At 73.7% G+C, this 23,534-nt stretch carries 25 protein-coding genes; 12 read left to right on the top strand and 13 right to left on the bottom strand.

Annotated features, from left to right (window positions below; translation table 11 throughout):
* Positions 1–5: 5 nt before the first annotated feature.
* The gene (locus E4U92_RS30375) at positions 6–626 is read left to right on the top strand and encodes a hypothetical protein (protein ID WP_137303644.1); all 621 of its coding nucleotides are present in this window, start codon (positions 6–8) and stop codon (positions 624–626) included.
* Positions 627–637: 11 nt separating this feature from the next.
* Here the strand turns inward: E4U92_RS30375 and E4U92_RS30370 are convergent, their stop codons facing one another.
* The 4 genes from E4U92_RS30370 to E4U92_RS30355 form a co-directional block, all read right to left on the bottom strand.
* A complete protein-coding gene (locus E4U92_RS30370; RefSeq protein ID WP_229863547.1) occupies positions 638–1,639 on the bottom strand; it encodes an ArsR/SmtB family transcription factor in 1,002 nt (333 codons plus the stop codon).
* 24 nt (positions 1,640–1,663) lie between these two features.
* Positions 1,664–2,092, bottom strand: a complete 429-nt coding sequence (locus tag E4U92_RS30365; protein ID WP_137303643.1) for a hypothetical protein — start codon at positions 2,090–2,092, stop codon at positions 1,664–1,666.
* Positions 2,093–2,124: 32 nt separating this feature from the next.
* On the bottom strand, positions 2,125–2,850 hold the full coding sequence (locus E4U92_RS30360; RefSeq protein ID WP_137303642.1) for a hypothetical protein: 726 nt from the start codon (positions 2,848–2,850) through the stop codon (positions 2,125–2,127).
* Positions 2,851–3,220: 370 nt separating this feature from the next.
* A complete protein-coding gene (locus E4U92_RS30355) occupies positions 3,221–4,213 on the bottom strand; it encodes an extracellular catalytic domain type 1 short-chain-length polyhydroxyalkanoate depolymerase (protein WP_137303641.1) in 993 nt (330 codons plus the stop codon).
* Positions 4,214–4,405: 192 nt separating this feature from the next.
* Between E4U92_RS30355 and E4U92_RS30350 the strand changes: the two genes are divergently transcribed.
* Positions 4,406–6,223 carry a chitinase gene (locus E4U92_RS30350; RefSeq protein ID WP_137303640.1) on the top strand — a complete coding sequence of 606 codons (1,818 nt, stop codon included), beginning with the start codon at positions 4,406–4,408 and terminating at the stop codon, positions 6,221–6,223.
* Between the two features lie 51 nt (positions 6,224–6,274).
* Here the strand turns inward: E4U92_RS30350 and E4U92_RS30345 are convergent, their stop codons facing one another.
* Both E4U92_RS30345 and E4U92_RS30340 read right to left on the bottom strand, forming a co-directional pair.
* Positions 6,275–7,846: a glycerol-3-phosphate dehydrogenase/oxidase gene (locus E4U92_RS30345; RefSeq protein ID WP_137303639.1), complete on the bottom strand. Its 1,572-nt coding sequence runs from the start codon at positions 7,844–7,846 to the stop codon at positions 6,275–6,277.
* Positions 7,843–8,454, bottom strand: a complete 612-nt coding sequence (locus E4U92_RS30340) for a TetR/AcrR family transcriptional regulator (protein WP_137303638.1) — start codon at positions 8,452–8,454, stop codon at positions 7,843–7,845. Before E4U92_RS30340 ends, E4U92_RS30345 begins: the two co-directional genes overlap by 4 nt.
* Before the next feature lie 155 nt (positions 8,455–8,609).
* On the opposite strand from E4U92_RS30340, the gene E4U92_RS30335 reads away from it, so the two are divergent.
* The 4 genes from E4U92_RS30335 (at position 8,610) to E4U92_RS30320 (ending at position 12,903) form a co-directional block, all read left to right on the top strand.
* Positions 8,610–10,199: an FAD-binding oxidoreductase gene (locus E4U92_RS30335; RefSeq protein WP_168725226.1), complete on the top strand. Its 1,590-nt coding sequence runs from the start codon at positions 8,610–8,612 to the stop codon at positions 10,197–10,199.
* Positions 10,200–10,237: 38 nt separating this feature from the next.
* On the top strand, positions 10,238–11,119 hold the full coding sequence (locus E4U92_RS30330; RefSeq protein WP_137303637.1) for a YegS/Rv2252/BmrU family lipid kinase: 882 nt from the start codon (positions 10,238–10,240) through the stop codon (positions 11,117–11,119).
* A gap of 40 nt (positions 11,120–11,159) precedes the next feature.
* Positions 11,160–11,630, top strand: coding sequence for a hypothetical protein (locus E4U92_RS30325; protein WP_137303636.1), 471 nt, complete (start codon positions 11,160–11,162; stop codon positions 11,628–11,630).
* Between the two features lie 427 nt (positions 11,631–12,057).
* Entirely contained in the window at positions 12,058–12,903 is an 846-nt protein-coding gene (locus E4U92_RS30320; protein ID WP_137303635.1) for a hypothetical protein, read from the top strand.
* On the opposite strand, the gene E4U92_RS30315 is transcribed toward E4U92_RS30320, so the two are convergent.
* The 3 genes from E4U92_RS30315 to E4U92_RS30305 form a co-directional block, all read right to left on the bottom strand.
* Complete coding sequence (locus tag E4U92_RS30315; RefSeq protein ID WP_137303634.1) at positions 12,863–15,196, bottom strand: FdhF/YdeP family oxidoreductase; 2,334 nt, start codon at positions 15,194–15,196, stop codon at positions 12,863–12,865. The genes E4U92_RS30320 and E4U92_RS30315 overlap by 41 nt on opposite strands.
* A gap of 38 nt (positions 15,197–15,234) precedes the next feature.
* A complete protein-coding gene (locus tag E4U92_RS30310) occupies positions 15,235–15,825 on the bottom strand; it encodes an SRPBCC family protein (RefSeq protein WP_137303695.1) in 591 nt (196 codons plus the stop codon).
* 275 nt (positions 15,826–16,100) lie between these two features.
* Complete coding sequence (locus E4U92_RS30305; RefSeq protein WP_137303633.1) at positions 16,101–16,592, bottom strand: hemerythrin domain-containing protein; 492 nt, start codon at positions 16,590–16,592, stop codon at positions 16,101–16,103.
* A 212-nt stretch (positions 16,593–16,804) separates the two neighbouring features.
* On the opposite strand from E4U92_RS30305, the gene E4U92_RS30300 reads away from it, so the two are divergent.
* On the top strand, positions 16,805–17,041 hold the full coding sequence (locus E4U92_RS30300; protein WP_137303632.1) for a hypothetical protein: 237 nt from the start codon (positions 16,805–16,807) through the stop codon (positions 17,039–17,041).
* Positions 17,042–17,087: 46 nt separating this feature from the next.
* Entirely contained in the window at positions 17,088–17,474 is a 387-nt protein-coding gene (locus tag E4U92_RS30295) for a TraR/DksA family transcriptional regulator (RefSeq protein WP_137303631.1), read from the top strand.
* Between the two features lie 57 nt (positions 17,475–17,531).
* On the opposite strand, the gene E4U92_RS30290 is transcribed toward E4U92_RS30295, so the two are convergent.
* The gene (locus E4U92_RS30290) at positions 17,532–18,020 is read right to left on the bottom strand and encodes a beta-class carbonic anhydrase (RefSeq protein WP_137303630.1); all 489 of its coding nucleotides are present in this window, start codon (positions 18,018–18,020) and stop codon (positions 17,532–17,534) included.
* A 291-nt stretch (positions 18,021–18,311) separates the two neighbouring features.
* Between E4U92_RS30290 and E4U92_RS30285 the strand changes: the two genes are divergently transcribed.
* Positions 18,312–19,685, top strand: a complete 1,374-nt coding sequence (locus E4U92_RS30285) for a hypothetical protein (RefSeq protein WP_137303629.1) — start codon at positions 18,312–18,314, stop codon at positions 19,683–19,685.
* A 35-nt stretch (positions 19,686–19,720) separates the two neighbouring features.
* Positions 19,721–20,617, top strand: a complete 897-nt coding sequence (locus tag E4U92_RS30280; protein ID WP_229863544.1) for an oxygenase MpaB family protein — start codon at positions 19,721–19,723, stop codon at positions 20,615–20,617.
* Between the two features lie 83 nt (positions 20,618–20,700).
* Here the strand turns inward: E4U92_RS30280 and E4U92_RS30275 are convergent, their stop codons facing one another.
* On the bottom strand, positions 20,701–20,973 hold the full coding sequence (locus tag E4U92_RS30275; RefSeq protein ID WP_229863543.1) for a DUF3253 domain-containing protein: 273 nt from the start codon (positions 20,971–20,973) through the stop codon (positions 20,701–20,703).
* 165 nt (positions 20,974–21,138) lie between these two features.
* On the opposite strand from E4U92_RS30275, the gene E4U92_RS36045 reads away from it, so the two are divergent.
* Positions 21,139–21,309, top strand: coding sequence for a hypothetical protein (locus tag E4U92_RS36045; RefSeq protein ID WP_168372716.1), 171 nt, complete (start codon positions 21,139–21,141; stop codon positions 21,307–21,309).
* A gap of 100 nt (positions 21,310–21,409) precedes the next feature.
* Positions 21,410–21,685 carry a DUF6059 family protein gene (locus tag E4U92_RS30270; protein ID WP_137303627.1) on the top strand — a complete coding sequence of 92 codons (276 nt, stop codon included), beginning with the start codon at positions 21,410–21,412 and terminating at the stop codon, positions 21,683–21,685.
* A 265-nt stretch (positions 21,686–21,950) separates the two neighbouring features.
* On the opposite strand, the gene E4U92_RS30265 is transcribed toward E4U92_RS30270, so the two are convergent.
* On the bottom strand, positions 21,951–22,964 hold the full coding sequence (locus E4U92_RS30265; protein ID WP_229863542.1) for a 3-oxoacyl-ACP synthase III family protein: 1,014 nt from the start codon (positions 22,962–22,964) through the stop codon (positions 21,951–21,953).
* A 139-nt stretch (positions 22,965–23,103) separates the two neighbouring features.
* Positions 23,104–23,534: hydroxymethylglutaryl-CoA synthase (locus E4U92_RS30260; RefSeq protein WP_277754763.1), on the bottom strand; the 431-nt coding region annotated here is incomplete at its 5' end.

The following is a 23,534-nucleotide window of genomic DNA, read 5'->3' as shown; positions in this document are numbered from 1 at the left end:
CCGGCATGCAGGCCAGGAACACGGGCGGACCGGGCGGCAGAGGTCTGCCCCGGCGGACCCTGCTGCTCACCGCACTGGCGGGGGTGATGACGGCCGGTGCCACCCTGCCGTCGGCCGCTCCCGCCGCCGCGGCCACGACCACCAGCGCCAACGGATGGCCCCTCACCACCACCGGTATCGCCACCCTGCCGGTGCCGGGCACCGCGGCCCGCGTCTCCCTGCTGGAGGGCGACGTCTCCACGGTGCTCGTCCACGTCATCCGCCGCTTCCACTACGAGGTCCAAGAGGTGGCCCGCCACGAACTCGCCGGACACCGCCCCGCCGCGGGGCTGACGGGACACACCACCAACTACGCCTCCGGCACGGCCGTCGAGATACGCCCGGCCGCCTACCCCCAGGCCGCGGCCGGCGTGCTGTTCCCCCCACAACTGGCCGTGGTACGCGACATCCTCAAGGAGTGCGGGGCGGTGGTGGCCTGGGGCGGCGACCTGCGCCGGCCGCATGCGGCACACTTCCAGATCGCCGTACGACCCGGTGATCCCCGGCTGCGCGGCCTCGCCCGGCGGATCACAGGCTGGACCCAGGCTCCGGGCCAGGGGGCGGGGGTGTTCACCCTGGGCGCCTGACCACGGCCGCGTCACCCGGCCCTGACCGATGGGATGCCGGGGCGGCCGTCCACCAGCGCCTCCCCCAGCGGGGTCGCGCTGTGGTGGACGGCCGGTCCGCGGCGCCGGGTGACGATCAGCCCGCAGTCACGCAGCGCGGTGGTGTGCTGCGACACCGAGGCGGGGGAGACGACGAGCCGCCGGGCGAGCTCCCCGGTCGATCCGCCACCCGCGGTGAGGGCGGCGAGCAGATCGGCGCGGGTGCGGCCCAGGAGGGTGCGCAGGGCCAGCCGCGGATCGCGCGATTCGGCGTTCGGCTGCGCCCAGCCCAGGTCGTGGGCCACTGGGTAGACGATCACCGGCGGCATGCCGGGATCGCGCAGGGTGATAGGAGCGCGCCAGCAGAAGAACGACGGCAGCAGGACCAGGCCGCGCCCGCCGAGGTGGATGTCGCGGTCGCAGGCGCTGGCCATGGTGAGCAGACCGGACCGCCAGCGCAGATCCGGGTGCAGGCCGGTCAGCATGCCCTCGACGCCCCCGTCCGCCACGGCCCGCACCCGCAGCTCACGGTCCCGGGTGAAAGCCGTGTGCACCCGGGACCAGTAGGGCCGCAGGGCGGCGGCGAAGTAGGAGCGCAGGATCCCATCCAGGCGGTGCAGGGTGTCCAGGTCCCCCTCGGCCAGGGACCGCGTCCAGGTGCCGGGACGCCGAGCGGCGGCCAGCCTCCCGGTGTCCCGGCGCAGCACGGGGCGCGGAGTGGACAAAAGGGCGTCGAGTCCCGCCTCCAGACCCTCCCCGCTGGGGGAGGGGGTGAGGAAGTCGGCCGAGTAGCCCCGGGGCGGGGCGAGGTCGAAGAGCATGGGGACGCCTGCGGCGAGCCGCGACCGCACCTGCCGCTTCCACGGTCCGAAGACGACCGCGCCGTCGTCCCCCCTGAGCAGATGCAGACTGAGCAGCAGCTCCCACATCGGATCCGGTCTGCTCGCCACCCGTACGCGGGCGATGTCCGCGCCCGTGAAATGGAACGTCAACACGTCGGCCCCCGAAGTGCGGCAGGCTCAGGGCAGGTTCGTCCATCGGTGCGAGGAGATGTTGTCGTTGAGCCACTCCCCGGCACCGGGGCCCGTGTTCGCGTCGAAGGTCCACTGGCGCAGGTCGCTGAGTCCGATGCCGTTGTGGACGCCCCGGCGCGCGCCTGTGTAGTTCAGACCCCAGTACACCCAGACGTCGTCCAGGTTGCCGGGGTAGCCGTTGTTCCACAGCGAGCTCACCTGGTTGCGGCAGCTGCCCCAGTCCGGGGCCTCTCCCGACCAGTCGTCGCACCATCCCGAATAACCGGTGTTGTAGTAGACGTGGAGGAGGCCGTCGGCGGGCGGCTCCTGTGAGGGCAGGGGAACGGGTTCCGATGCCTGGGCGGCGAGCGGTGTGGCCGCCACTGTCACCATGGCGAGAGCCGCGCCGATCAGAGCGCTGCGTACTGTGCCCATGTTCTGTCCTCCCGTTGCTGCGGATGTCGGGTTCATGAGGGTGTGCCGGCCTCCCGTGTGAGGTCGCGGGCACGGGACAGTGCGTTCAGCTGCAGTTCCCGGTAGCTGCGCACGGCCCGGTGGTACTGCCGGGCCAGGCTGCGGGCGTACTGCAGGTCCAGGGCCCGTGCCGTTTCGGCCAGGCCCGAACCGCGGGCGCACCGCGCCTCGGTGACGGCGAGGGCGATCTCCTCGCCCCGGGCAAGAGGGGGCGTGCGCGAACCTGCCGCAGCGCGCAGGTCGGCCGGGCTGGCAGCGGGGTGACCGGCTGCCCGCATGCACGCGGACCAGGGCTTGAGGGCCTTGGCGAACCTTGGGTCCCCGCTGACCTTGGCATGGCGGATCTCCGTCAGCGCGTCGGCGGTGACCTTGGCCCGGAACCACTCCTGCAGGTTTCCGTAGAGCGTTGCGTCGGCCTGCGACTGACAGCCCGCGGGACTGCGTTGGTACACCATGCCGTCGGGGGCCCTGGCCGTGACGGTCAGGGGAGGGGAACCATTGGCCGCCGCGAGCGCCGCCGCCCGCCGCCCGGCCGGCAGCCCGCGAAAGTACCGCTGGTTGGCGTCCGTTCTCCTCAGCTCGGACAGCGCGTGCTGGATGCCCGAGCCGTAGCCGTGTTCCCGGGCCCACGCGACGTCGTCGAGCACATACGGGAACTCCCGAGCCTGCGGAACCGGGTTCTCCTTGACCGGCTGGTAGTCGAAGCCCTTCCGCCGCATGCAGTCCCGCAGCAGAATCTGGCCCGCTTCGTGCAGGAGGCTCGCCTCCTGCCGCGACGGCTCACGCGGTTCTCGCTCCGCAGCAGCCGAGGCGGCAGGCGGGGAAGCAGCGAGTGTGTGGACGCCGCCCGCTACGACCAGGGCTGCGCCCGCACACACGACACCCACGACACATCGGCGACGCGCGCCGGAAGTCCGCCGGAATGCCCTCACTGCTGCCCCCTGCCGTGTCCCGGCCGGTCACCCGTCCCGGCGCGACAGCGTCACTTCGATGTCGCCGCCAGATACTCGCGTGACCGCTCCGCGGCCGGCAATGATTTCGAAGACCGTCGAAAGGTCGGGAGCGCCCGCGTCCGACCACGGCTTCGTCTCACGCCGGCCCCAGTCCCCAGGCCGCCCCCATCCGGTACGCCGCGCACAGGCCGACGTCCAGCAGGTAGGCGCCGGCCGTCCCGCACTGCGTCTGACCGCTGCCGGGGTCGACGGGCTGGCCGTGCCCCATGCCGGTGATGCTGTAGGTCTCCACCACGGCGGCGCCCGACGGCGCCCGGTACACCTGGTGCGGGTACCCGGCGACGGTGTCGCCGGCGTCGGCGCTCTGGTCGGCGCCCTGGACGTCGGTCCACTGCTCGACCAGGTCGGTCATGTTGACCGGTTTGACCGTGTAGTCGGCGCTGCCCTGGAAGACGGTCAGCTTCGGCCAGGGACCCGGGTAACCGGGGCGGGCGGCGCGCACCCGGTCGCCCCACTGGCGCGGGGTCTGGGCGGCGCCGACGTACATGCACACGTACGGCGACCCGGCGGCCTGCGCGCAGCCGTAGGGCAGCCCGGCGACGATCCCGCCGGCGGCGAACTTCTCCGGGTAGGCCGCCATCATCACGGCTGTCATCGCGCCGCCCGCCGACAGACCGGTGACGTACACGCGCGAGGCGTCCGCGCCGACGTCGGCGAGGTGGCGGTCGACCATCTGCGCGACGGAGGCGGCCTCGCCCTGCCCGCGCTGGATGTCGCCGCTCTGGAACCAGTCGAAGCAGGACGAGGCGTTGTTGGCGCTCTGCTGCTGCGGCAGGACCACGGAGAAGCCCCAGCGGTCGGCCAGTTGCAGCCAGCCGGTGCCGGCGCTGTACCCGGCGGCGTTCTGGGTGCACCCGTGCAGGGCGACGACCACGGGCCGGCCGGCGGGCAGCCCGTCGGGCACGTAGCGGAACATGCGCAGGGCACCGGGATTCGTGCCGAAACCGGTGACCTCCTGCAGGGAGGCCGCGGCGGCCCTGCCGGGCGTGAACAGGCCGAGGCTCAGGGCGACGAGCAGCGTCGCGAGCACGGCGGCGATGCGGTGGTGTGCGGCTCTGGTCGGTGTCATGCGCAGGGACGGTAGGAGCGGGGGCCACCCCCCGATATGGAGTGCGGCCCCACAATCGGCGCGCCCCGCCTGGGGGCCCGCACCGCGTCCGGTCCCCGCACGGACAGCGCCCGGACGTCTTGACAACAGGATTGGTCTGGACCAAGTTGTGTGCGCTGCGCCCCTCCAACTCCCCCGACCCCGGAGGCCCTTGTGGACCGCGCCCGACGTCCCAGATCCGTCCTCGCCGCGCTCACGGCCGCCCTGCTGGCCGTGCCCGCCCTCACCGCGCTCTCCTCGCCCGCCGGCGCGGCCGACGCGGACGTCGCGATCAACGGCGGCTTCGAGTCCGGTCTGACCGGGTGGACCTGCACGGCCGGCACGACCGTCGACTCACCCGTGCACAGCGGGCGTTCGGCGCTGCAGGCCACCCCGGCGGGCAGCGACAACGCCCAGTGCTCCCAGACGGTGACCGTCCAGCCCGACGCGCAGTACACCCTGTCGGGGTACGTCCGCGGCTCCTACGTCTACCTCGGCGCGAGCGGCACCGGCACCACCGACGTCTCCGCCTGGACCCAGTCCGCCCCCGACTGGCAGAAACTGAGCACCGCCTTCCGCACCGGCCCCGCCACCACCAAGGTCACCCTCTACACCCACGGCTGGTACGGCACCGGCGCCTACCAGGCCGACGACATCACCCTCGTCGGCCCCGGCGGCACCGGCACGGGCCAGCCGCCCGCCGTCCCGGCCGGCCTCAGGACCACCTCGGTCACCTCGTCCTCCGTGGGCCTGTCCTGGTCGGCGGTCAGCGGCGCGACGAGCTACGTCCTCTACCGCGACGGCACCCGGGCCCAGACGGTGACCGGCACCTCGGCGACCGTGTCCGGCCTCACGGCCTCGACGGCGTACAGCTTCCAGGTGGCCGCGGCCAACGCCGCCGGCGAGTCCGCGAAGTCCGCGGCCGTCACCGCCACCACCAGCGCAGGCACCGGCACCGGCGGCGGCGGCCCGTCCGACCTGCCCGCCCACGCCCTCGTCGGCTACCTGCACGCCAGCTTCGCCAACGGCGCCGGCTACACCCGCCTCGCCGACGTCCCCGACAGCTGGGACGTCATCGACCTGGCCTTCGGCGAGCCGACCTCGGTCACCTCCGGCGACATCCGCTTCAACCGCTGCCCGGTCACCGAGTGCCCCGGCGTGGAGAGCGACGCCGACTTCAAGGCCGCGATCAAGGCCAAGCAGGCCGCCGGCAAGAAGGTGCTCATCTCGATCGGCGGCCAGAACGGCCAGGTCCAGCTCACCACGACGGCCGCCCGGGACGCCTTCGTCTCCTCCGTCTCCAAGATCATCGACACCTGGGGCCTGGACGGCCTGGACGTCGACTTCGAGGGCCACTCCCTGTCGCTGAACGCGAACGACACGGACTTCAAGAACCCCACCACGCCCGTGGTCGTGAACCTGATCTCGGCCCTGAAGACCCTGAAGGCCAAGTACGGGACGAAGTTCGTCCTCACGATGGCCCCGGAGACCTTCTTCGTGCAGAACGGCTACCAGTTCTACGGCACCGGCAAGTGGGGCGGCCAGGACCCGCGCTGCGGCGCCTACCTCCCGGTCATCCACGCCCTGCGCGACGACCTGACCCTGCTGCACGTCCAGGACTACAACTCGGGCCCGATCATGGGCCTGGACAACCAGTACCACTCCATGGGCGGCGCCGACTTCCACATCGCCATGACCGACATGCTGCTCACCGGCTTCCCGGTGGCCGGCGACCCGAACAACGTCTTCCCGCCGCTGCGCCCCGACCAGGTCGCGATCGGCATGCCGGCCTACACGAACGCCGGCAACGGCTACGTCTCCCCGGCCGAGGTCACCAAGACCCTGGACTGCCTGACGAAGAAGACCGGCTGCGGCTCCTACGCCACCCACGGGACCTGGCCGGCGCTGCGGGGCCTGATGACGTGGTCGATCAACTGGGACCGCTTCGCGAACGGGGAGTTCCAGAAGACCTTCGACGCCTACTTCGGCTGAGCTCCGGCACGAGACAGGGCAGGGCAGGGCGGGGCGGGGCGGGCGGCCGGGTCAGGGCCGTACCGCTGCCGCCTCGCCGAGGACCTCGCGGGCCGCGGGGAGCGCCTGCTCGCGGTCCTCGCCGACCAGGCCGATGCGGGTACGGCGGTCCACCAGGTCGGACTCGTCCAGGGCACCCTCGTGCCGGACGGCCCACAGCAGCTCGGCGCGGGTGACGGGGTGGCCGGGCAGCACCGGCTCGGCCAGCGCGGGGTCGCCGGCGGCGAGGGCGTGGACCGCCACGGCCTCCGTGCCGTAACGGCGCACCAGGCGGCGGGGCACGGGCAGCGCGCGCAGCCGCCCGGGGGCGGCGGCACCGGTCAGCGCCAGCGCGGCGGTGGGGGAGGGCGCGGCGCGCAGGCCCCGGGCCGCGACGGCCGCGTCCACGGCGTCCTGGGCCATGCGCCGGTAGGTGGTGAGCTTGCCGCCGACCACGGTGGTGACCCCGTCGGGCGAGGTCAGCACGGCGTGCCGGCGGGAGATGTCGGAGGTGCGCTGCGCGGGGCCGCCGGCGCAGGTGTCGAGCAGCGGGCGCAGTCCGGCGAAGGCGCCGACCACCTCCTCCCGGCCGACCGGCACGTCCAGGGCCGAGCCCAGCACGTCCAGCAGGAAGCCGATGTCGCTCTCGGGCACCTCCGGCACGTCCGGCACCGGGCCCTCGACCGGCTCGTCGGTGAGGCCGACGTAGACGCGGCCGTCGTCCTGCGGCAGCACCAGCACGAAGCGGTTGCTCTCGCCGGGGACCGGGATGTGCAGGCCGGCCGGCAGGGCGCCGAGCCGCTCGGAGCGCAGGACCAGGTGGGTGCCGCGGGAGGGCCGGATGCGGATGCCGTCGGCGAGGGTGCCCGCCCACACCCCGGTGGCGTTGATCACGGCGCGGGCCCTGATCTCGCCCTCCTCGCCGGTGAGTTCGTCGCGGACGCGGGCGCCGGTGCCGGTCAGCTCCCGGGCGCGCACCCGGGTCAGCACCCGGGCGCCGTGCGCGGCGGCCGTCCTGGCCAGGGCCGTCACCAGCGCCGCGTCGTCGCTCACCTTGCCGTCCCAGGACAGCAGGGCGCCGCGCAGGCCGGCCGCGCGGACCGCGGGCGCCAGGTGCCGGGCCTCGGCCGCGGACAGCCGGCGCGGCGCGGGCAGCACCGGGCGCGGGGTCCGCGCGGCCAGCCGCAGCACGTCCCCGGCCCGCAGCCCGGCCCAGGCCAGCGACGCCTGGCCCCGGGACACCAGCGGGGTCAGCGGCAGCACGAACGGCTGGGCGGCCACCAGGTGGGGGGCGGTCCGGGTCATCAGCACCCCGCGCTCGACCGCGCTCTCGTGGGCGACGTCGAACTGCGCGGAGGCGAGGTAGCGCAGCCCCCCGTGGATGAGCTTGGAGCTCCAGCGCGAGGTGCCGAAGGCCAGGTCGTGGGCGTCCACCGCGACGACGTCCAGGCCGCGGGCCGCCGCGTCCAGCGCGGCACCGGCCCCCGTGGCGCCGAGCCCGACGACCAGGACGTCCACCGTGCGGCCGTCCGCGGCCTCGGCCAGTTCCCGGCGGCGCCGGTGCGCGCTCAGCGACGAGCCGGGCGCGGCCTCGGTGTGGCTCATGGCGTCAGGGTCCTCTCCAGGAGGGTGCGCAGCTCGCCGAGGAACGCCGCCGCATCCAGCTCCGGGTCGTCCTCGTCGGTCATCGTGCGCAGGGACAGGGTGAAGGACTGCACGGTCAACAGCAGCGCGCGCGCCTGCCGTTCGGGGTGGCCGGGCCGTACCGAACCGTCCGCGTGGCCCTCGCGCAGCGCCTCGCCCAGCAGGGCCAGCAGCGCCTCCTGGCTCGCGCCGCGCCGGTCCAGGACGTAGGGCAGGAGCAGTTCGGGGTCGACGTCGACGATCTTGCGGAAGAGCGGGTGGGCCCGGAACGCCTCGACCCCGGCGACCAGTCCGTCCACGATCCGGGTGCGCGTGCCGGTGCCGGGCGCGGCAGCCGGCATGGCCCCGGTGGCCACCGCGATCCACTCCCGCGTCATCAGGTCGCCCACCAGGCTCCGCAGGTCCGGCCAGCGCCGGTACAGCGTCATCCGGGAGACACCGGCGCGGCGGGCCACGTCGGCGAGCGTGGTGCGCCGCACCCCGACGGCCAGCACGCAGTCGCGGACCGCGTCGAGGACGGCGTCGTTGTCCGATCCGCCGCCCGAACCGTTGTGACGAATAGGCGTCATGTGTCACAGTGTAACGCCCCGGGGCCGGGGCGGAACCGGCACGGCCCCGCCGCCGGCCCGGGCCCCGCCCACCCGCACCACCCCGGCCGGCCGCCGACCGGGGCCGTCCCGCCGGCCCACCGACCAGCACACCGACCCGTGAGGACGACCGTTCGATGGACATGCTGTGGAACGGCTGGGGCGACCCGGCCAAGGCGGCGCCGCTGCCCGAGACGGTGACCGGGCTGCTGCACGACCTGCTCGGCGTCGAACCGCGCAGCACCCCCGCCCTCGGCCTGGAGGACATCCGCCCGCCCGCCCCCACCGCAGCCCCCGCCGCCCTGCGCGCCCTCGCCGCGGCCGTCGGCGAGGAACACGTGCGCACGGACACCGCGAGCCGCGTCCGCCACACCCGCGGCAAGTCCACCCCCGACCTGCTGCGCCTGCGCGCCGGCGACGTCACCGACGTCCCCCAGGCGGTCGTCCTGCCCGCCGGCCACGACGAGGTCCTCGCCGTCCTGCGCGCCTGCGCCGCACACGGCCTGGCCGTCGTGCCCTTCGGCGGCGGCACCTCGGTGGTGGGCGGACTCGCCCCGCAGCGCAGCGCGTTCGTCTCCCTGGACCTGCGCCGGATGAACCGCCTGCTCGACCTCGACCCGCTCTCGCGCACCGCCGTCCTCCAGCCCGGCCTGCGCGCCCCCGAGGCCGAAGCCCTGCTCGCCGCCGAGGGCTTCACCCTCGGCCACTTCCCGCAGTCCTTCGAATGGGCCACCATCGGCGGCTTCGCGGCCGCCCGCTCCAGCGGGCAGGCCTCCGCCGGCTACGGCCGCTTCGACGAGATGGTCCTCGCCCTGACCCTCGCCACCCCCGAGGGCACCCTCACGACCGGCCGCGCCCCGCGCTCCGCCGCCGGACCCGACCTGCGCCAGCTCATCCTCGGCTCCGAGGGCGCCTTCGGCGTCATCACCTCCGTCACCGTCCGCATCCGCCCGCTGCCCGAGGTCCGGGTCCACGAGGGCTGGCGGTTCGCCTCCTTCCTGGAGGGCGCCGCCGCCCTGCGCCGGCTCGCCCAGGACGGACCCCGCCCCACCGTGCTGCGCCTGTCCGACGAGACCGAGACGCTCGTCGGCCTCGCCCAGCCCGACGCCATCGGCGCCGACGCGGCCCAGGGCGGCGCGGGCTGCCTGGCGATCGCCGGGTACGAGGGGACGGCCGAGGACACCGCCCACCGCCGCGAGCGGGCGGCCACCGTCCTGGCCGGCTGCGGCGGCACCCCCGCCGGCACCGCACCGGGCGAACGCTGGGCGCACGGCCGCTACTCCGCGCCGTACCTGCGCGACGCCCTCCTCGACGCCGGCGCCTTCGCCGAGACCCTGGAGACCGCCGCCTTCTGGTCCCGCATCCCCGGCCTGTACACCGCCGTGCGCACCGCCCTGACCGACACCCTCACCCGGGCCGGCACCCCGCCCCTGGTGATGTGCCACATCTCCCACGTGTACGAGAACGGCGCCTCCTTGTACTTCACCGTCGTCAGCGCCCAGGGCGAGGACCCGGTGGCCCACTGGACGCCCGCCAAGCACGCCGCCAACGAGGCCGTGCTCGCGGCCGGCGGCACCATCTCCCACCACCACGGCGTCGGCACCGACCACCGCGACTGGTACGTCCGCGAGGCCGGCCCCCTCGGCGTCTCCGCGCTGCGCGCCGTCAAGCGCCGCCTGGACCCCGAGGGGCTGCTCAACCCCGGCGTCCTGCTGCCCACCGACTGACCCGCCCCACCCCGACCGCCTGCCCCGGAGGCCCACCGATGCGCCCGTTCACCGCCGTCGTCAACCCCACCGCGGGCGGCTCCACCGGGGCGGCGACCCTGCTGCCGCTGGCCCGGCTGCTGCGCGCGGCCGGCGCCGAGCTGGAGACCGAGTACAGCCGCAGCCTCGCCCACGCCCAGGACATCGCCCGCGCGGCCGGCGAACGCGGCCGGACCGTCCTGGCCGTGGGCGGCGACGGCATCGCCGGCGGCATCGGCGGCGCCCTCAGCGGCACCGGGACCGTGCTGGGCCTCGTACCCGCCGGACGCGGCAACGACTTCGCCCGCGCGCTCGGCCTGCCCGCCGACCCGCAGGCCCTCGCGGACATCCTGCTGCACGCCGAACCCCGGCCCGTCGACACCCTCGAGGTCGAGTCGGCCGTCCACCCGCGCACGGTGGTCCTGGGCAGCGTGTACGCCGGCGTCGACGCCGAGGCCAACCGGCACGCCAACCAGGCCCGCCTGCTGCGCGGCGCCGCCTCCTACTACGCGGGCGGCCTGCGCGCCGTCACCACCTGGCGGCCGGCCGGCTACCGGGTCACCGTCGACGGCGAGGAACACCTCCACCGCGGCTACACCGTCGTCGCCGCCAACTCCCCCTACTACGGCTCCGGCCGGCTCATCGCGCCCGGCGCGCGCGTCGACGACGGACTGCTGGACGTGGTGCTGATCCGCGAGGCCCCGCGCCGGCTCTTCTTCACGCTGATGAACGAACTGAAGACCGGCGCCCACGTCCGCCGCCCCGAAGTGCGCGTCCTGCGCGGCCGCGAACTGCGCATCGAGGCCGACCGCCCCGTCCCCTACGGCGCCGACGGCGAGGTCGAGGCCACCCTCCCGGTCACCGTCCGCGTACGCCCGGGGGACCTGCCGGTGCTGTACTGAGCCACGACCGGCCCGCCGACGCCTCTCGTAGGATCCCCGTATGGACTGGGGACCGCTGCTCAGCACGTCACTGGGTGCCGTCATCGGCATCGCGTCCACGCTGGCGACGGACCACCTGCGCACCAGGCGCGGCCGTCAGGACGACGACCGGGCCGCCCGGCAGCAGTTGTACGGCGACTACCTGGCCGCTCTGGCCAGGACGAGGAACCAGGTGCGGATGGCGGCCCGGCCGGCCGACGTGCCGGCCGCGGAGCGGGCCCGCAGGGCGGCCGAGGCGTTCCACGAGGGGAACGCCTATGAACTGCGCTACCAGATCGCGGTGGTGGCGCCCCGGGCGGTCGTGGAGGCGTCGACCGCCGCGTTCCGGGCCCTGCGGGACCTCAGGGACCGCGTGGAGGAAGGAGCCCTGCACACCAGCGAGGACTACGCCCGGGCCCGCGACAGGTGGGAACTGCTGCTGACGGAACTGCGGATGGCCATGAGACGGGACCTGGGCAGACAGGTCTTCTGAGCGTGGCGGGGCGTTGCGGGTGGGTGGGACCTCCGGCGGGCCGTGCGGCGCTTCGTGACCGTCGGCGCCGCACCCGTCGCCACCGTGCCCTCACCCGGCCGGCCCACCCCGCCCAGGCACGACCCGGGCGAGGGGTTCTTCATGCGCCCCCCGGGCGGTCGCCGCGCGCCGACGTCGCCCACCACATGCTGCGCGTCCTGGACGAGCCCGACGCGATCGGTCAGACCGTGGGCATCGCCTCCTGAGGCGCCCCCGGCGCCGGCCCCGGCCGCGTCAGCGAGGCCACGGCCCCGCCTGCGCCGCGTCCCCGTCTACGACACACTCGAAGCGGACCACCGGGCGGGCGCCGTGGCCCTCGCGCACGAACAGCGCCTGCTGCCGTGCACGCACCCGGCCCGGGACCGGCCGGCATCTCAGAAAGGCCCGCATGACATCCGCCGAGCCGCACGCCGAGGGCGCCGGGCCCTTCACCACCAGGCTCACCTGGCAGCCGCCCGGCGGGGGCACCGCCGTGTGGGAGTCACGGCCCGCCCGGCGCCGCGGCGTCATCGCGGTCCACCCGTCCGGAGCACCGGCCGGCCGCACCATCGCCGCCGACGACGTGACGCTCGGCCGGCTGCGCCGCCTCAACACCGTCGCCGCGACCGCCTTCGTCCTCGGCGGCGCGCTGTTCGCGGCCGGTGCCGCCGTCGCCCAGTTCGGCTCCGGCGACGCCACCACCTGCGCCTCGATCTACTTCGCCGGCGGCCTGTTCTTCACCACCGGCGGCTACGTCAGCCTGCTGCAGGTCGTCAACGCCCCCCGCCACGAACCCGGCGGCCAGGGCCGCCTGGTCGCCCGCGGCTGGCGCTGGTGGAGCTACGAGCCGGCACGCGTCGACTGGCTGGGCACCTTCGTGCTGTTCGCCGGAACGCTGGTGTTCGCCGTCGACCTGCTGGACTCCTTCCTGCGGGGCCTGAGCGTCCAGCAGGTCAACCGGCTCATCTGGGCGCCGGACGTGATCGGCTGCCTGTTGTTCCTGATCTCCGGCCATCTCGCCTTCGTCGAGATCTGCCACCGCGCCCGGCCCTGCGTGCGCCGCCGCAGCCTCGGCTGGTGGATCGCCGCCGTCAACCAGATCGGCTCCGTCCTCTTCATGGTCTCGGCGCTCGCCGCCTACACCCGCCCCGCCACCGGCGGCCTGGTCAACGCCAACATCGCCGACTGGGGCACGCTCCTGGGCGCCGTATGCTTCAGCGCGGGCGGCCTGCTCCAGCTGTACGAACGTCCCTGACCCGGTCGCCGACGGGCTCCAGGCGCACGACGATGCCCTTGGACGTGGGCTGGTTGCTCATGTCGGCGACGCTGTCGAGCGGCACCAGGACGTTGGTCTCCGGGTAGTAGGCGGCCGCCGAGCCCTTGGCCGCCGGGTAGGACACGACCCGGAAGTTCTCCGCCCGGCGCTCGGTGCCGTCCTGCCAGACGCTCACCAGGTCCACCCGGTCGCCCTGGGCGAGGCCGAGCTCGGACAGGTCGGCCGGGTTGACCAGGACGACCTGGCGGCTGCCGTGGATGCCGCGGTAGCGGTCGTTGTCGGTGTACGGGACGGTGTTCCACTGGTCGTGCGAGCGCAGGGTCTGCAGCAGCAGGTGCCCCTGGGGGGCGCGGGGGACGACCGGTTCGTTGCAGGTGAAGCGGGCCTTGCCGGTCTCGGTGCGGAACACGCCCTCGTTGACCGGGTTGGGCAGCTGGAAGCCGCCCGGGCGCGCCACCCGGGCGTTGAAGTCGTGGAAGCCCGGCACGATCCGGGAGATGCTGTCGCGGATGGTGCCGTAGTCGCCCTCGAACTTCGCCCAGGGGATGTCCCCCACGCCGTCGACGGTCAGCCGGGCGAGCCGGCACAGGATGGCGACCTCGCTCAGCAGCATGCGCGAGGCCGGCTCCAGCCGCCCCTGGGAGGTGTGCACCTCGCTCATGGAGTTCTCCACGGTGACGAACTGCTCGCCGTCGGCCTGCACGTCACGCTCGGTGCGGCCCAGCGTCGGCAGGATCAGGGCGGTGTCGCCGCAGACGGTGTGCGAGCGGTTGAGCTTGGTGGAGATGTGGGCGGTCAGCCGGCACGAACGCATCGCCTTCTCGGTGACGTCGCTGTCGGGCGCGGCGCGCACGAAGTTCCCGGCCAGGGCGAGGAAGACCTTGACACGGCCCTCCAGCATCGCCTTGATCGAGTTCACCGAGTCCAGGCCGTGCGGGCGCGGCGGGTCGAAGCCGAACTCCTTCCGCAGGCCGTCCAGGAAGCTGTCCGGCATCTGCTCCCAGATGCCCATGGTGCGGTCGCCCTGGACGTTGCTGTGCCCGCGCACCGGGCAGACGCCCGTGCCCGCGCGCCCCAGGTTGCCGCGCAGCATCAGGAAGTTGACGATCTCCCGGATGGTGGGCACGCCGTGCTTGTGCTGGGTGATGCCCATCGCCCAGCACACGACGACGCGTTCGCTGCCCAGGACCTCGTCGCGGACCTTCTCGATCTCCTGGCGGGTCAGTCCCGTCGCCGCGTGCACGTCGTCCCAGTCGACGGTGCGGGCGTGCCGGGCGAAGTCCTCGAAACCGGAGGTGTGGGCGTCGATGAAGTCGTGGTCCAGGACGGTGCCGGGACGCGCGTCCTCCGCCTCCAGCAGCAGCCGGTTCAGCGCCTGGAACAGGGCCAGGTCCCCGCCCGGTTTGATGTGCAGGAAGCGGTCGGCGATCTGGGTGCCGCGCCCCACGACCCCGCGCGGCTTCTGCGGGTTCTTGAAGCGCCGCAGTCCCGCCTCCGGCAGCGGGTTGACCGCCACGATGCGGCCGCCGTTGCGCTTGGCCTCCTCCAGCGCCGACAGCTGCCGCGGGTGGTTGCTGCCCGGGTTCTGCCCCACCAGGAAGATCAGGTCCGCGTGGTGCAGGTCGTCCAGGCTCACGGTGCCCTTGCCGACGCCGAGCGTCTCGTTCAGGGCGAAGCCGCTGGACTCGTGGCACATGTTGCTGCAGTCGGGCAGGTTGTTGGTGCCCAGGGCACGGGCGAAGAGCTGGAAGACGAAGGCGGCTTCGTTGCTGGCCCGGCCGGAGGTGTAGAAGACCGCCTCGTCGGGCGAGTCCAGCGCGGTGAGCTCCTGCGCGAGGACGCCCAGCGCGTCGTTCCAGCCGATGGGCTCGTAGTGGTCCGATCCGGGCCGTTTGATCATCGGCTCGGTGAGCCGGCCCTGCTGGTTGAGCCACTTGTCGGAACGGGCCGCCAGGTCGGACACGCTGTGCTCGCGGAAGAAGCCGGCGGTGATCCGGCGCGTGGTGGCCTCGTCGTTGATGTGCTTGGCGCCGTTCTCGCAGTACTCGTTGCGATGGCGCCGGCCCGGGGCGGGGTCCGCCCACGCGCAGCCGGGGCAGTCGATCCCGCCCACCTGGTTCATGGTGAGCAGGTCGACCCCGGTCTTGCGGGGGGAGGTCTGCTCCAGGGAGTACTCCAGCGCGTGCACGACGGCGGGGACACCGGCCGCCCACTTCTTCGGCGGTGTCACGGAGAGCGCGGTCTCCGGCTCGTCACCGGGCGGGTTCTGCATCGCTTGGCCTTTCTCTTGCCGTGTCCGGGGCGGGCGGGTCAGCCGACGGGCCACTGGGCGACACGGCTCCTGGGCGGTTCCGGGGTGTCGTGCTGGACGCGGCCGTTGCGGATGGTGCCGCGCCAGGCGCCGCCCTCCTGGCCGAGCCCCTCGATGAAGTGCTGGAAGTGGACCAGTTCGGCGCGCACCAGCCGGGCGGCCAGCCCCGTGACCGCGGGGGAGCGGGCGAGGACCTGCGCGGCCCCGTGCGGCCGCAGAAGCATCCGGACCGTGATGGCGGTGCCGCCGGACCCGGTGGGCCGGAACTCGACCTCGCCCTCGTGGGTGGGGTTCTGCTCCAGGCCGCGCCAGGCCAGGTAGGCGTCGGGGTCCTGCTCCACGATCTCGACGCAGAAACGGTGGCGCAGCGGGCCGTAGCCGATGGTCCAGGCGGTGACGGTGGGCCTGACCTGCTCGACGTCGTGCACCACGGCCGAGAAGCGCGGGAACGTTTTGAACTGCGTCCACTGGTTGTAGGCCGTGCGCACCGGCACCGCGGCCTCGACCGTCTCCTCGACGTGCCACTCACGCAGCGGGCGGCGGCGGGTGACGCCGCCTTCGGTGGGCCCGTCGTCCTCTTCGTGCGCCATCATGGTCCTTCTTCCGGTGGGAAGGCCGGGGCGTTCGGGCACCCGGCCCGCCCGCATGGGTCAGGGCACCCCTTCCGGTTCCCCGATCCCGGGTTTCGAGTCACCCGCGCGCGGCCCCGGCCGCGAGGAGGACACCGCCGCCCGGGGCCCGAGAGGAACGCCGGTCACGGACTGCTTCCGGTGCCCGGCGGACACCTCCAGCTTCACCCCGGCCCCCGGCCACCCGCCAGCCGGCGTCAGGACGCCGGCCGGCGGGACCCCGCTGTGCGAGGCGGTCAGGACTTCACGATGCGGCGCACGTTGTCGACCGAGCCGCAGCCCGCCTTCAGCTGACGCTCGCGCTCCTGAAGGAACGCCGCTCCCAGTTCCGCACGCCGCTCCATGGCCACGTTCTCGCGCGCACCGTTGAGGATGGTGCGTTCCTCCTCGTCGGCGTGGTGGGTGACGGCCTCCACCAGTTCCTCCAGCTTGGAGTCCCACTCCTCGGAGCCGACCTCCTCCACCTCCAGGAGGGCCAGCAGGGCCTCGTTGCCCTCGTCGTGCTCGTGCTCGCCGTGCTCGACCTCTTCGTCGTCGATGTTCTTGTACCTCTTCAGGGCGGGGTAGACCTTGGCCTCCTCGGCCAGCGCATGGGCGACCAGCAGGTCGGCGAACTCCTCCAGCGCGGCAGCACGGTCCGCCTCGACGCTGCGCATCAGACGGAACAGGTCCTCCATGCGCCGGTGGTCCTGGAGGATGAGCTCGACGACGTCCTGTGCCTGGGACATGGCGGGGCACCTTTCTTCCCTGCGAGCGGTCGGTGGTCCCTACCCCTTACCCTCACCGCCTGCATTGATGGCCCCCGGGCAGCGGACCGGGGAGAACGTCCCCCGTCCGGGTGGCGCCCCTTTTCGTCCCCTGCGCGAGCGCAGGGGACGGTCCGCACCACCCCTGCCCGGCCGACGCGACAGAGAATTCGAACAAGTGATCTAATGCCGGTATGGATGCGACCGACTTCCCCGACGACCTGGTGCGGACGCAAGCCGCCTGGAACACCACCTACCAGGCACTCGCCGCACCCCACCCCCGCGACACCGCCGCCCTGCGCCGCCGCCTGCTGCGCCTGTCCGTACGGCTGTGGTGGCACCCCTACTGGCAGACCGTCCCCTCGGCACCCACGGCGCGCACCGAGCTGCGCCACCTGGCCCGCGCCCACGGGGCCGTACGGGCCGCGTGACGGGGCGACCGGGAATCGCAGCCGGGGTGAAGAGGTTTCCTCCCCTATGAGTGATCCCTCCGGCAATGCCGCCTTTCCCCCGCCTCAGGCCGAGGCGATCCGTGCGGCGCTGGCGGCCGACCGCGCCGGCACACTGCAGCAGATATCCGCCCTGAGCCGTGAGTACGAAGGGATCGTCGCGGCGAACGCCCTGGTGGCCATCGACGACGAGCACGACCCGGAGGGGGCGAGCACGGCCTTCGAGCGGGCGCACGTCGCCGCCCTGCTGTCCCAGGCGCGCGAGCATCTGCACGATCTCGACCAGGCCCTGGAGCGATGGGAGGCAGGCGACTACGGGCGCTGCGAGCAGTGCGGTGAGCCGATCCCGGCGGGGCGCCTCGAGGTCCGCCCGGCGGCGAGAACCTGCGTACGCTGCGCGTCTGCGGCTCGTTGAAGCGCGCGGGGCCCGCGTGCGCACCGGGGGCGCGCCCCCGGTGCGTCGGGAATCCGGTCAGCGGACTTCCGTGAGCCTGCCCGTCGCCACGTCGAAGACGAAACCGCGGACGCGGTCCTTGTGGACGACGAAGGGATCGGCCTTGATGCGCGCGACGGACTGCCGCACGTCCTCCTCCAGGTCGGGGAACGCCTCGACCGCCCAGGGCGGACGGATCCCGGTGTCCTTCTGGACCGCGTCCTTGAACGCGTCGTCGGTGAACGTCAGCATGCCGCAGTCGGTGTGGTGGATGAGGATGATCTCCTCGGTGCCCAGGAGGCGCTGGCTGATGGCGAGCGAGCGGATCTCGTCCTGGGTCACCACCCCGCCGGCGTTGCGGATGACGTGCGCCTCGCCGTCGTTCAGGCCGAGGATCGCGTAGACGTTCAGCCGGGCGTCCATGCAGGCCACGACGGCCAGTCGGCGGGAGGGCGGCAGCGGGAGCGGGCCGGAGAAGGTCTCGGCGTAGCGGGCGTTGTTGGCGAGCAGCTCATCGGTGACGGACATGACGGACCTCGGTTCTCTCGTACGGGGAGGGCACGGACGGGGGTGAGGGCGCGCGGCGCGCTCACGAGGCCCGGCTACAGAAACCGTCGAAGAGATACACGCGGCGCGAGGGCCAGAAGCCCGTCAACGTCGCCACCAAGGCCGGCATCACACCAGTGAACTCCTCCATGCCGGGCCGGGCAAGGGAATGCGTGTTCGGCGCCGGGGCCGCAACGGCCTTCGCAGGACGGGGAGATGCTTCCGGCGACACCGGGACTCAGGCGGCGGGCCGGCCGTGGCTAGGATCGCGAAATGGACGTCGGGCGGGAAGCAGACGGGTTCGACCGCGTGCCGTGGGAGCGGTACGGGGTGGGCGAACTCCCCGGCGTGCTGCGGGCGCTGGCGTCCACGGACGTCGACACCTCGCAAGAAGCCCTCGAAGATCTCTACGGGCTGTTGCTGGACCTGGGCAGCACCGCGACACCCGCCACCGTCCAGGCGGTGCCCTGGATCGCCCGGCTGTGCGCGGCCGGTCTGCGGACTTCGGCCCTGCTCTTCTTCCTCGGCTCCGTCGCCGCCTCCGACCAGGAGAAGGGCATCCCCCCGGGTGCCGCCCGCGCCTCGGTCACCGCCCAACTTCCGCTCCTGCTGCCTCTGTTGGCGCACGAGGAGGCCGAGGTGCGCCAGCTCGCCGTCTGGGCGGTGGCCCAGTGCCGCAGCCCAGAGAACTCCGGTCGGGCGCTGGCCGCCCGCTGGGAGAGGGAGGACGAACCCTGCGTACGGCGGGACGTGCTGTTCGGCATCGCGCTGCTCGACGCGCTGTCGGCCCGCCGCCTGATGCCCACGGCCCTGGCCGCCGGCCGGCCCGACGAGGTGCGGATCGCCGCCCTGGTCGTCCTCCCGGACACCGGCCTTGCCTGGACGGCCGAACTGACCGCCGTGACGGTCTCCCTGCTGCCGGCGAGCGACCGTATCGGCCGGACCCCCTGGCTCACCGACCCCTTCCCCGACCTCGTCGAACGGCTCGTGGAACGGGGGCGTCCCGGTGACGCCATGGACGTGGTCACCGCGGCGCTGCGCACCGAGGGCGAGGACGGGGCCGGCGCGCGCAAGGAGGCCGTGTGGGGCGCCAGGACGCTGGCAGAACACAGGCCGGAGGTCCGGCTGCGCCTGCTGCCGGACCTCCTCGCCCTTGTCGACGATCCGGGGACGGCGGCGGATCTCCTCGTGAACGCATGGCGCAAGGAGGACGACGCCGTCGCGCGGGAGCTCGTACACCTGGCGTCCGGCGAGGACGACGTCCTCGCCGACCGGGCCCTGTCGGTCCTGATCGCCGCGGACGTCCCCGAGGCGACGGCCCTCCTCGCGCGGCACCTCCCGGACCGGCCGCGGGCCCTGGCGGCGACGGTCGTGTCCGAGGCCGGCGGACGGATCCGCTCCGTCCGGCCGCTCGCCTGCGATCCCGCACTGCTGCGGGCGGTCCGCACGCGTCTGGTCGCGGACGGCGTGGGGGAGGAGGAAGCGGTGTACCTCTTGGGGCTCCTCGCACACTGGGGGCCGCAGGCCCGCTCCGCGGTCCCCGAACTGCTGGCCGTGCTCCCGCGGTTCCCCCGGCGGGTGCCCGAGGTGCTGGCCGGCGTGGCCGCCGACGGCGACCGTCCGTCCGCCTGCTGTCACTGGACGTAGAGTGGGCACTTCGGTGGCAGAAGGGGGAGGGCCCGGTGGAGCGCTTCGCACGGCTGGCACAGATCCGGCGGATGGACCCCTACGAGCAGGCCTCGGAGATCTACCTCCTCACCACCGCCTACGAGTTCCCCTGGGACACCACCCGAGCCCTGGAACTGGCGCTCTACCGCACCTACGCGGTACCGAGCATCGGCCGCCTGCTCGCCACGACCGCCGAACTCACGGACCGCACACAAAAGCGCTACGACGACACCGCGCTGCTCCTCGACGCCGTCATCGAGCACGGCTTCGACAGCCGGGAAGCCCGCACCGCGATCCGGCGCATCAACCAGATGCACCGCGCCTACGACATCGGCGACGACGACATGCGCTACGTGCTGTGCACGTTCGTCGTCGTGCCCAAGCGCTGGATCGACGCCTACGGGTGGCGCAGGCTCTCCCGGCACGAGACGGTCGCCTCCGCCGTCCACTACCGCACACTCGGACGGCACATGGGCATCAAGGACGTCCCGCAGACCTACGAGGAGTTCGAGGACTGCCTCGACGCCTACGAGGCCGCCCACTTCGCCTGGGACGCGGACGCGCGCCGCGTCGCGGACGCCACGCTCGACCTCATGGCCTCCTGGTACCCCAGCCCCCTCGCGCCCCTCCTGCGCGCCTCGACCCTCGCCCTGCTCGACGACCCGCTCCTGGAGGCGTTCCGCTACCCACCTCCCGGCCCCGCCGCACGCGCCCTGGTACGACGGGCCGTACGCACGCGGGGACGGCTGGTCCGCCTGCTGCCCCCGCGCCGCCGGCCGCACCACGCACGCCAGAACCGGGAGATCAAGAGCTACCCGGACGGCTACCGCCTGGACGAGCTGGGCACCCGGCCCGTCCCCGGGCTGCGCGGCTGCCCCGTCCGTCACGGGGACGGCTCAGCCGTCCGGTAGAGGCCGGTGTGTCCCGCAGCCAGGCGGGTCCGGCGACGCTGAGCACCCCGCGCCCGGAAGGGACCGTCCGGCCGGCGCCCCGGCTACCGGCGGACCCGACGAATGCGCAGGGGTCCCCGTGCCCCGGTCTTCGCGACGGGCCGCCCGGCCTGCGTCACCTCGACCTCGCCGGCCTCCACCAGACGCCAGGCCGCCCGGCGTACCGGTTCCATCAGGGCCCGCCAGCCGTCGTCGTCGCCCTCGTAGGCCGCGCGTGCGGCGTCGGACGGGCAGATGGACGCCGTGTCGGCGCGGCGCTCCAGCAGGCTGATGATGGCCCGCTCCAGCCGCTGGTCGAGATGGTCCGGCTCCGCCACGCCTCCCAGTGTGGCACCCGGGCCCCCGGGCGCGTACAGCACGGTGAGCGGGCGCGGGCGCTCGCGCGGGGACCGGAAGACGCCGCCCTGCCCGGCGTGTGATCGGCATCCACCGCCGTTCATCCGCTCTTCGAGGGTTCCTCGTCCGCCGTCCGGCATCGTGACATGGATCACTCGACCCGGCAGGAGGACCAGGTGTACGACACCACCGAGGAGGACGGCAGGACAGCGGAGGGACGGGCGGACCTGCCCCCGTCCTGGGCTCCGCCGCTGCGGCTCGCGGGGATCGACGAGGACGAGCTGCGCGAGCCCCATCTCGTCCGCGGCATCGACTGACCCCGCCCCCGCGGCCGCACCCGTGCCGCCCTCAAGTGATCCGCGAGCGGACCTTGGGAGCTTGTGGAGGAGGTGACGAGCGACGGTGGAGGAGGCGGACGTGAGGCGGTTCTTTCGGGGCGGTCGGCGGGCGCTGTCGGACTACTTCGTACGACAGCTCTGGCTCTCCCTGGTCGACTTCGGCGCCGCCCACGATCCCTTCGCCGCGCAGTACGCCGACCGGGAGCAGTCGCCCCGCCAGCGCCCCGGAGGACCGCCGCCCGCCCACCCCGAACGCGTGCGCGAGGACGTTCCGCTCTCCGAGGAGGAACTGCGGATCCTGCGCGAACTGTGGCCGGCGCGCTACGAAGAACACCGGGCGTCCGAGGGCAGCTGACCTCCGCCGCGGCCCCGCGCCACCTCGGGCCGCCGAACCACAGGGGCCACCGGACCACCACGGCCGCCGGCCGTCAGCCGCCAGGGCTGACGGCCGGCGGCCGTGATGGTCCGTGGGGTCACACCGTCGTCGTGGAAGTTCTTCCCGGCGGCCCGCTGCAGCACATGACGCCGGTCAGCCAGGTCACATCCGCGCCCCGGGCCCGACCGCCGGTCCGCCGGGACGGCTTCGACCCGGGAGCGCGGGGACGAGGGTCATGCCTGCCTCACCACTCCACCAGGGCGAAACTCGCGGCCATGCCCCCGCCGAACCCGGCCATCAGGACCAGCTCGCCCGGCCGGATGCGGCCCTCACGGACGGCCGCGTCCAGAGTGATCGGGATGGAGGCGGCGCCGGTGTTGCCGTAGTGGGTCACCGTCTTGTGCATGGTGGCGCGCGGCAGGTGCAGGTCGGCGAAGACCTCGTCGAGCATGATGCCGTTGGCCTGGTGCGGGATGAAGTGACTGATGTCCGCGGCCTCCACGCCGGCTTCGTGGAGGAACCCCTTGACCAGTTGCGGCAGTTGCTCGACGACGAAGCGGCGCACCTCCCGCCCGTCCATCGCGAAGTACTGCAACCCGGCGTCGAGCGCGGCCTGGTCCAGCGGCTGCCGGCTGCCGCCCGCCGGCACCCGGATCAGCCCGGACAGCTCGCCGAAGGTGTGCAGCGCGACATGCTTGACCGACGGGCCCTCGGTGGTGGGGGCGAGGACCATCGCCCCGGCGCCGTCCCCGAACAGCACGACCGTCCTGCGGTCGGCCGGGTTGAGGATGCGTGAGTACACGTCGGCGCCGATGACCAGCGCGTAGCCGCCGCGCCGCAGGATCACGCTGCCGACGGCGGACAGCGCGAACACCGTGCCGGAGCACACCGCGTTGACGTCGAAGGCGGCCGTGCCGGACGCGCCGAGGTTGTGCTGGACGTAGGCCGCGGTCGGCGGCTGCGGACGGTCCGGCGTGGACGTGGCCACCGCGATCACGGTGAGCTGCTCGGCGGTGATGCCGGCCGACTTCATCGCGGCGCGGGCCGCGGCCGTCGCCAGGTCGGACGTGGCCTGCTCGGGCCCGGCCCAGCGCCGCTCCCGGATGGCGGTCTTGCGGGTGATCCAGGCGTCGTCGACTCCGGCCGGCGCGCCGACCTCGTCGTTGGAGACGATCCGCTCGGGCACGCAGGCACCCGTACCGACGATCCTGACGTCCCTGATGGGGCTGCCTGTTCGGTGGATGGTGGTGTCGTTCACGCGGCTGCCCTCCCCTCACATGGTCTGTGAACTCCAGTACGACAAGGCCGGCGGGTGCGCGGCCGTGACGGGCCGGCGCGGGAGCGGACGCACATGACGCCCCCGCACCGGCCCCAGACGCTCGACGCGTCCTCGGCGTCTAGCGCTTGGTGTAGATGCGCTTGTGGCCGCTGATGCCGGCCAGCCGGAACGGGCCGGTGGTCTGCTCCGGGTTGGCGTGGTCGCCGCCGTCGGCCGGCAGCTTGTGCTCGTGCAGCTCCCGGTAGCCGGCGTAGTCGACGGGCTTGCGCCGGTCGATCGCCTCGCGGTTGGCCTCGGTGCGCAGATGGTCCTTGTACCCGGCGACGACGGTGCCGGCGAAGAACTCGGCGACGGAGCCGGAGCCGTAGCTGAGGAACGCCACGGGCCGGCCCGTCAGGTCCTCCGAGCGGTCGAGCAGTGCGGCCACGCCCAGGTACACCGACGCGGTGTAGCTGTTGCCGATCACCCGGTTGTAGGCGGTGGTGTGGCCGATGGCGCGGTCGATGTCGTCCTGGTCGGTGTCGTGTCCGCAGTAGTTGAGCAGGTGGC

This window comes from Streptomyces galbus, assembly GCF_005280195.1.
GTDB lineage: Bacteria > Actinomycetota > Actinomycetes > Streptomycetales > Streptomycetaceae > Streptomyces > Streptomyces galbus.
This window is presented reverse-complemented; position numbering and strand designations above follow the sequence as displayed.

Excerpts from the sequence above, each read along its gene's own strand:
- E4U92_RS30310 (WP_137303695.1), bottom strand. The coding sequence starts at position 15,825 with ATGGCGCACGAAGAGGACGACGGGCCCACCGAAGGCGGCGTCACCCGC.
- E4U92_RS30315 (WP_137303634.1), bottom strand. The coding sequence starts at position 15,196 with ATGCAGAACCCGCCCGGTGACGAGCCGGAGACCGCGCTCTCCGTGACA.
- E4U92_RS36045 (WP_168372716.1), top strand. The coding sequence starts at position 21,139 with ATGGATCACTCGACCCGGCAGGAGGACCAGGTGTACGACACCACCGAG.
- E4U92_RS30355 (WP_137303641.1), bottom strand. The coding sequence starts at position 4,213 with ATGACACCGACCAGAGCCGCACACCACCGCATCGCCGCCGTGCTCGCG.
- E4U92_RS30375 (WP_137303644.1), top strand. The coding sequence starts at position 6 with ATGCAGGCCAGGAACACGGGCGGACCGGGCGGCAGAGGTCTGCCCCGG.
- E4U92_RS30365 (WP_137303643.1), bottom strand. The coding sequence starts at position 2,092 with ATGGGCACAGTACGCAGCGCTCTGATCGGCGCGGCTCTCGCCATGGTG.
- E4U92_RS30320 (WP_137303635.1), top strand. The coding sequence starts at position 12,058 with ATGACATCCGCCGAGCCGCACGCCGAGGGCGCCGGGCCCTTCACCACC.
- E4U92_RS30295 (WP_137303631.1), top strand. The coding sequence starts at position 17,088 with ATGAGTGATCCCTCCGGCAATGCCGCCTTTCCCCCGCCTCAGGCCGAG.
- E4U92_RS30340 (WP_137303638.1), bottom strand. The coding sequence starts at position 8,454 with ATGACGCCTATTCGTCACAACGGTTCGGGCGGCGGATCGGACAACGAC.
- E4U92_RS30300 (WP_137303632.1), top strand. The coding sequence starts at position 16,805 with ATGGATGCGACCGACTTCCCCGACGACCTGGTGCGGACGCAAGCCGCC.
- E4U92_RS30335 (WP_168725226.1), top strand. The coding sequence starts at position 8,610 with ATGGACATGCTGTGGAACGGCTGGGGCGACCCGGCCAAGGCGGCGCCG.
- E4U92_RS30325 (WP_137303636.1), top strand. The coding sequence starts at position 11,160 with ATGGACTGGGGACCGCTGCTCAGCACGTCACTGGGTGCCGTCATCGGC.
- E4U92_RS30330 (WP_137303637.1), top strand. The coding sequence starts at position 10,238 with ATGCGCCCGTTCACCGCCGTCGTCAACCCCACCGCGGGCGGCTCCACC.
- E4U92_RS30345 (WP_137303639.1), bottom strand. The coding sequence starts at position 7,846 with ATGAGCCACACCGAGGCCGCGCCCGGCTCGTCGCTGAGCGCGCACCGG.
- E4U92_RS30360 (WP_137303642.1), bottom strand. The coding sequence starts at position 2,850 with ATGCGGCGGAAGGGCTTCGACTACCAGCCGGTCAAGGAGAACCCGGTT.
- E4U92_RS30290 (WP_137303630.1), bottom strand. The coding sequence starts at position 18,020 with ATGTCCGTCACCGATGAGCTGCTCGCCAACAACGCCCGCTACGCCGAG.
- E4U92_RS30285 (WP_137303629.1), top strand. The coding sequence starts at position 18,312 with ATGGACGTCGGGCGGGAAGCAGACGGGTTCGACCGCGTGCCGTGGGAG.
- E4U92_RS30305 (WP_137303633.1), bottom strand. The coding sequence starts at position 16,592 with ATGTCCCAGGCACAGGACGTCGTCGAGCTCATCCTCCAGGACCACCGG.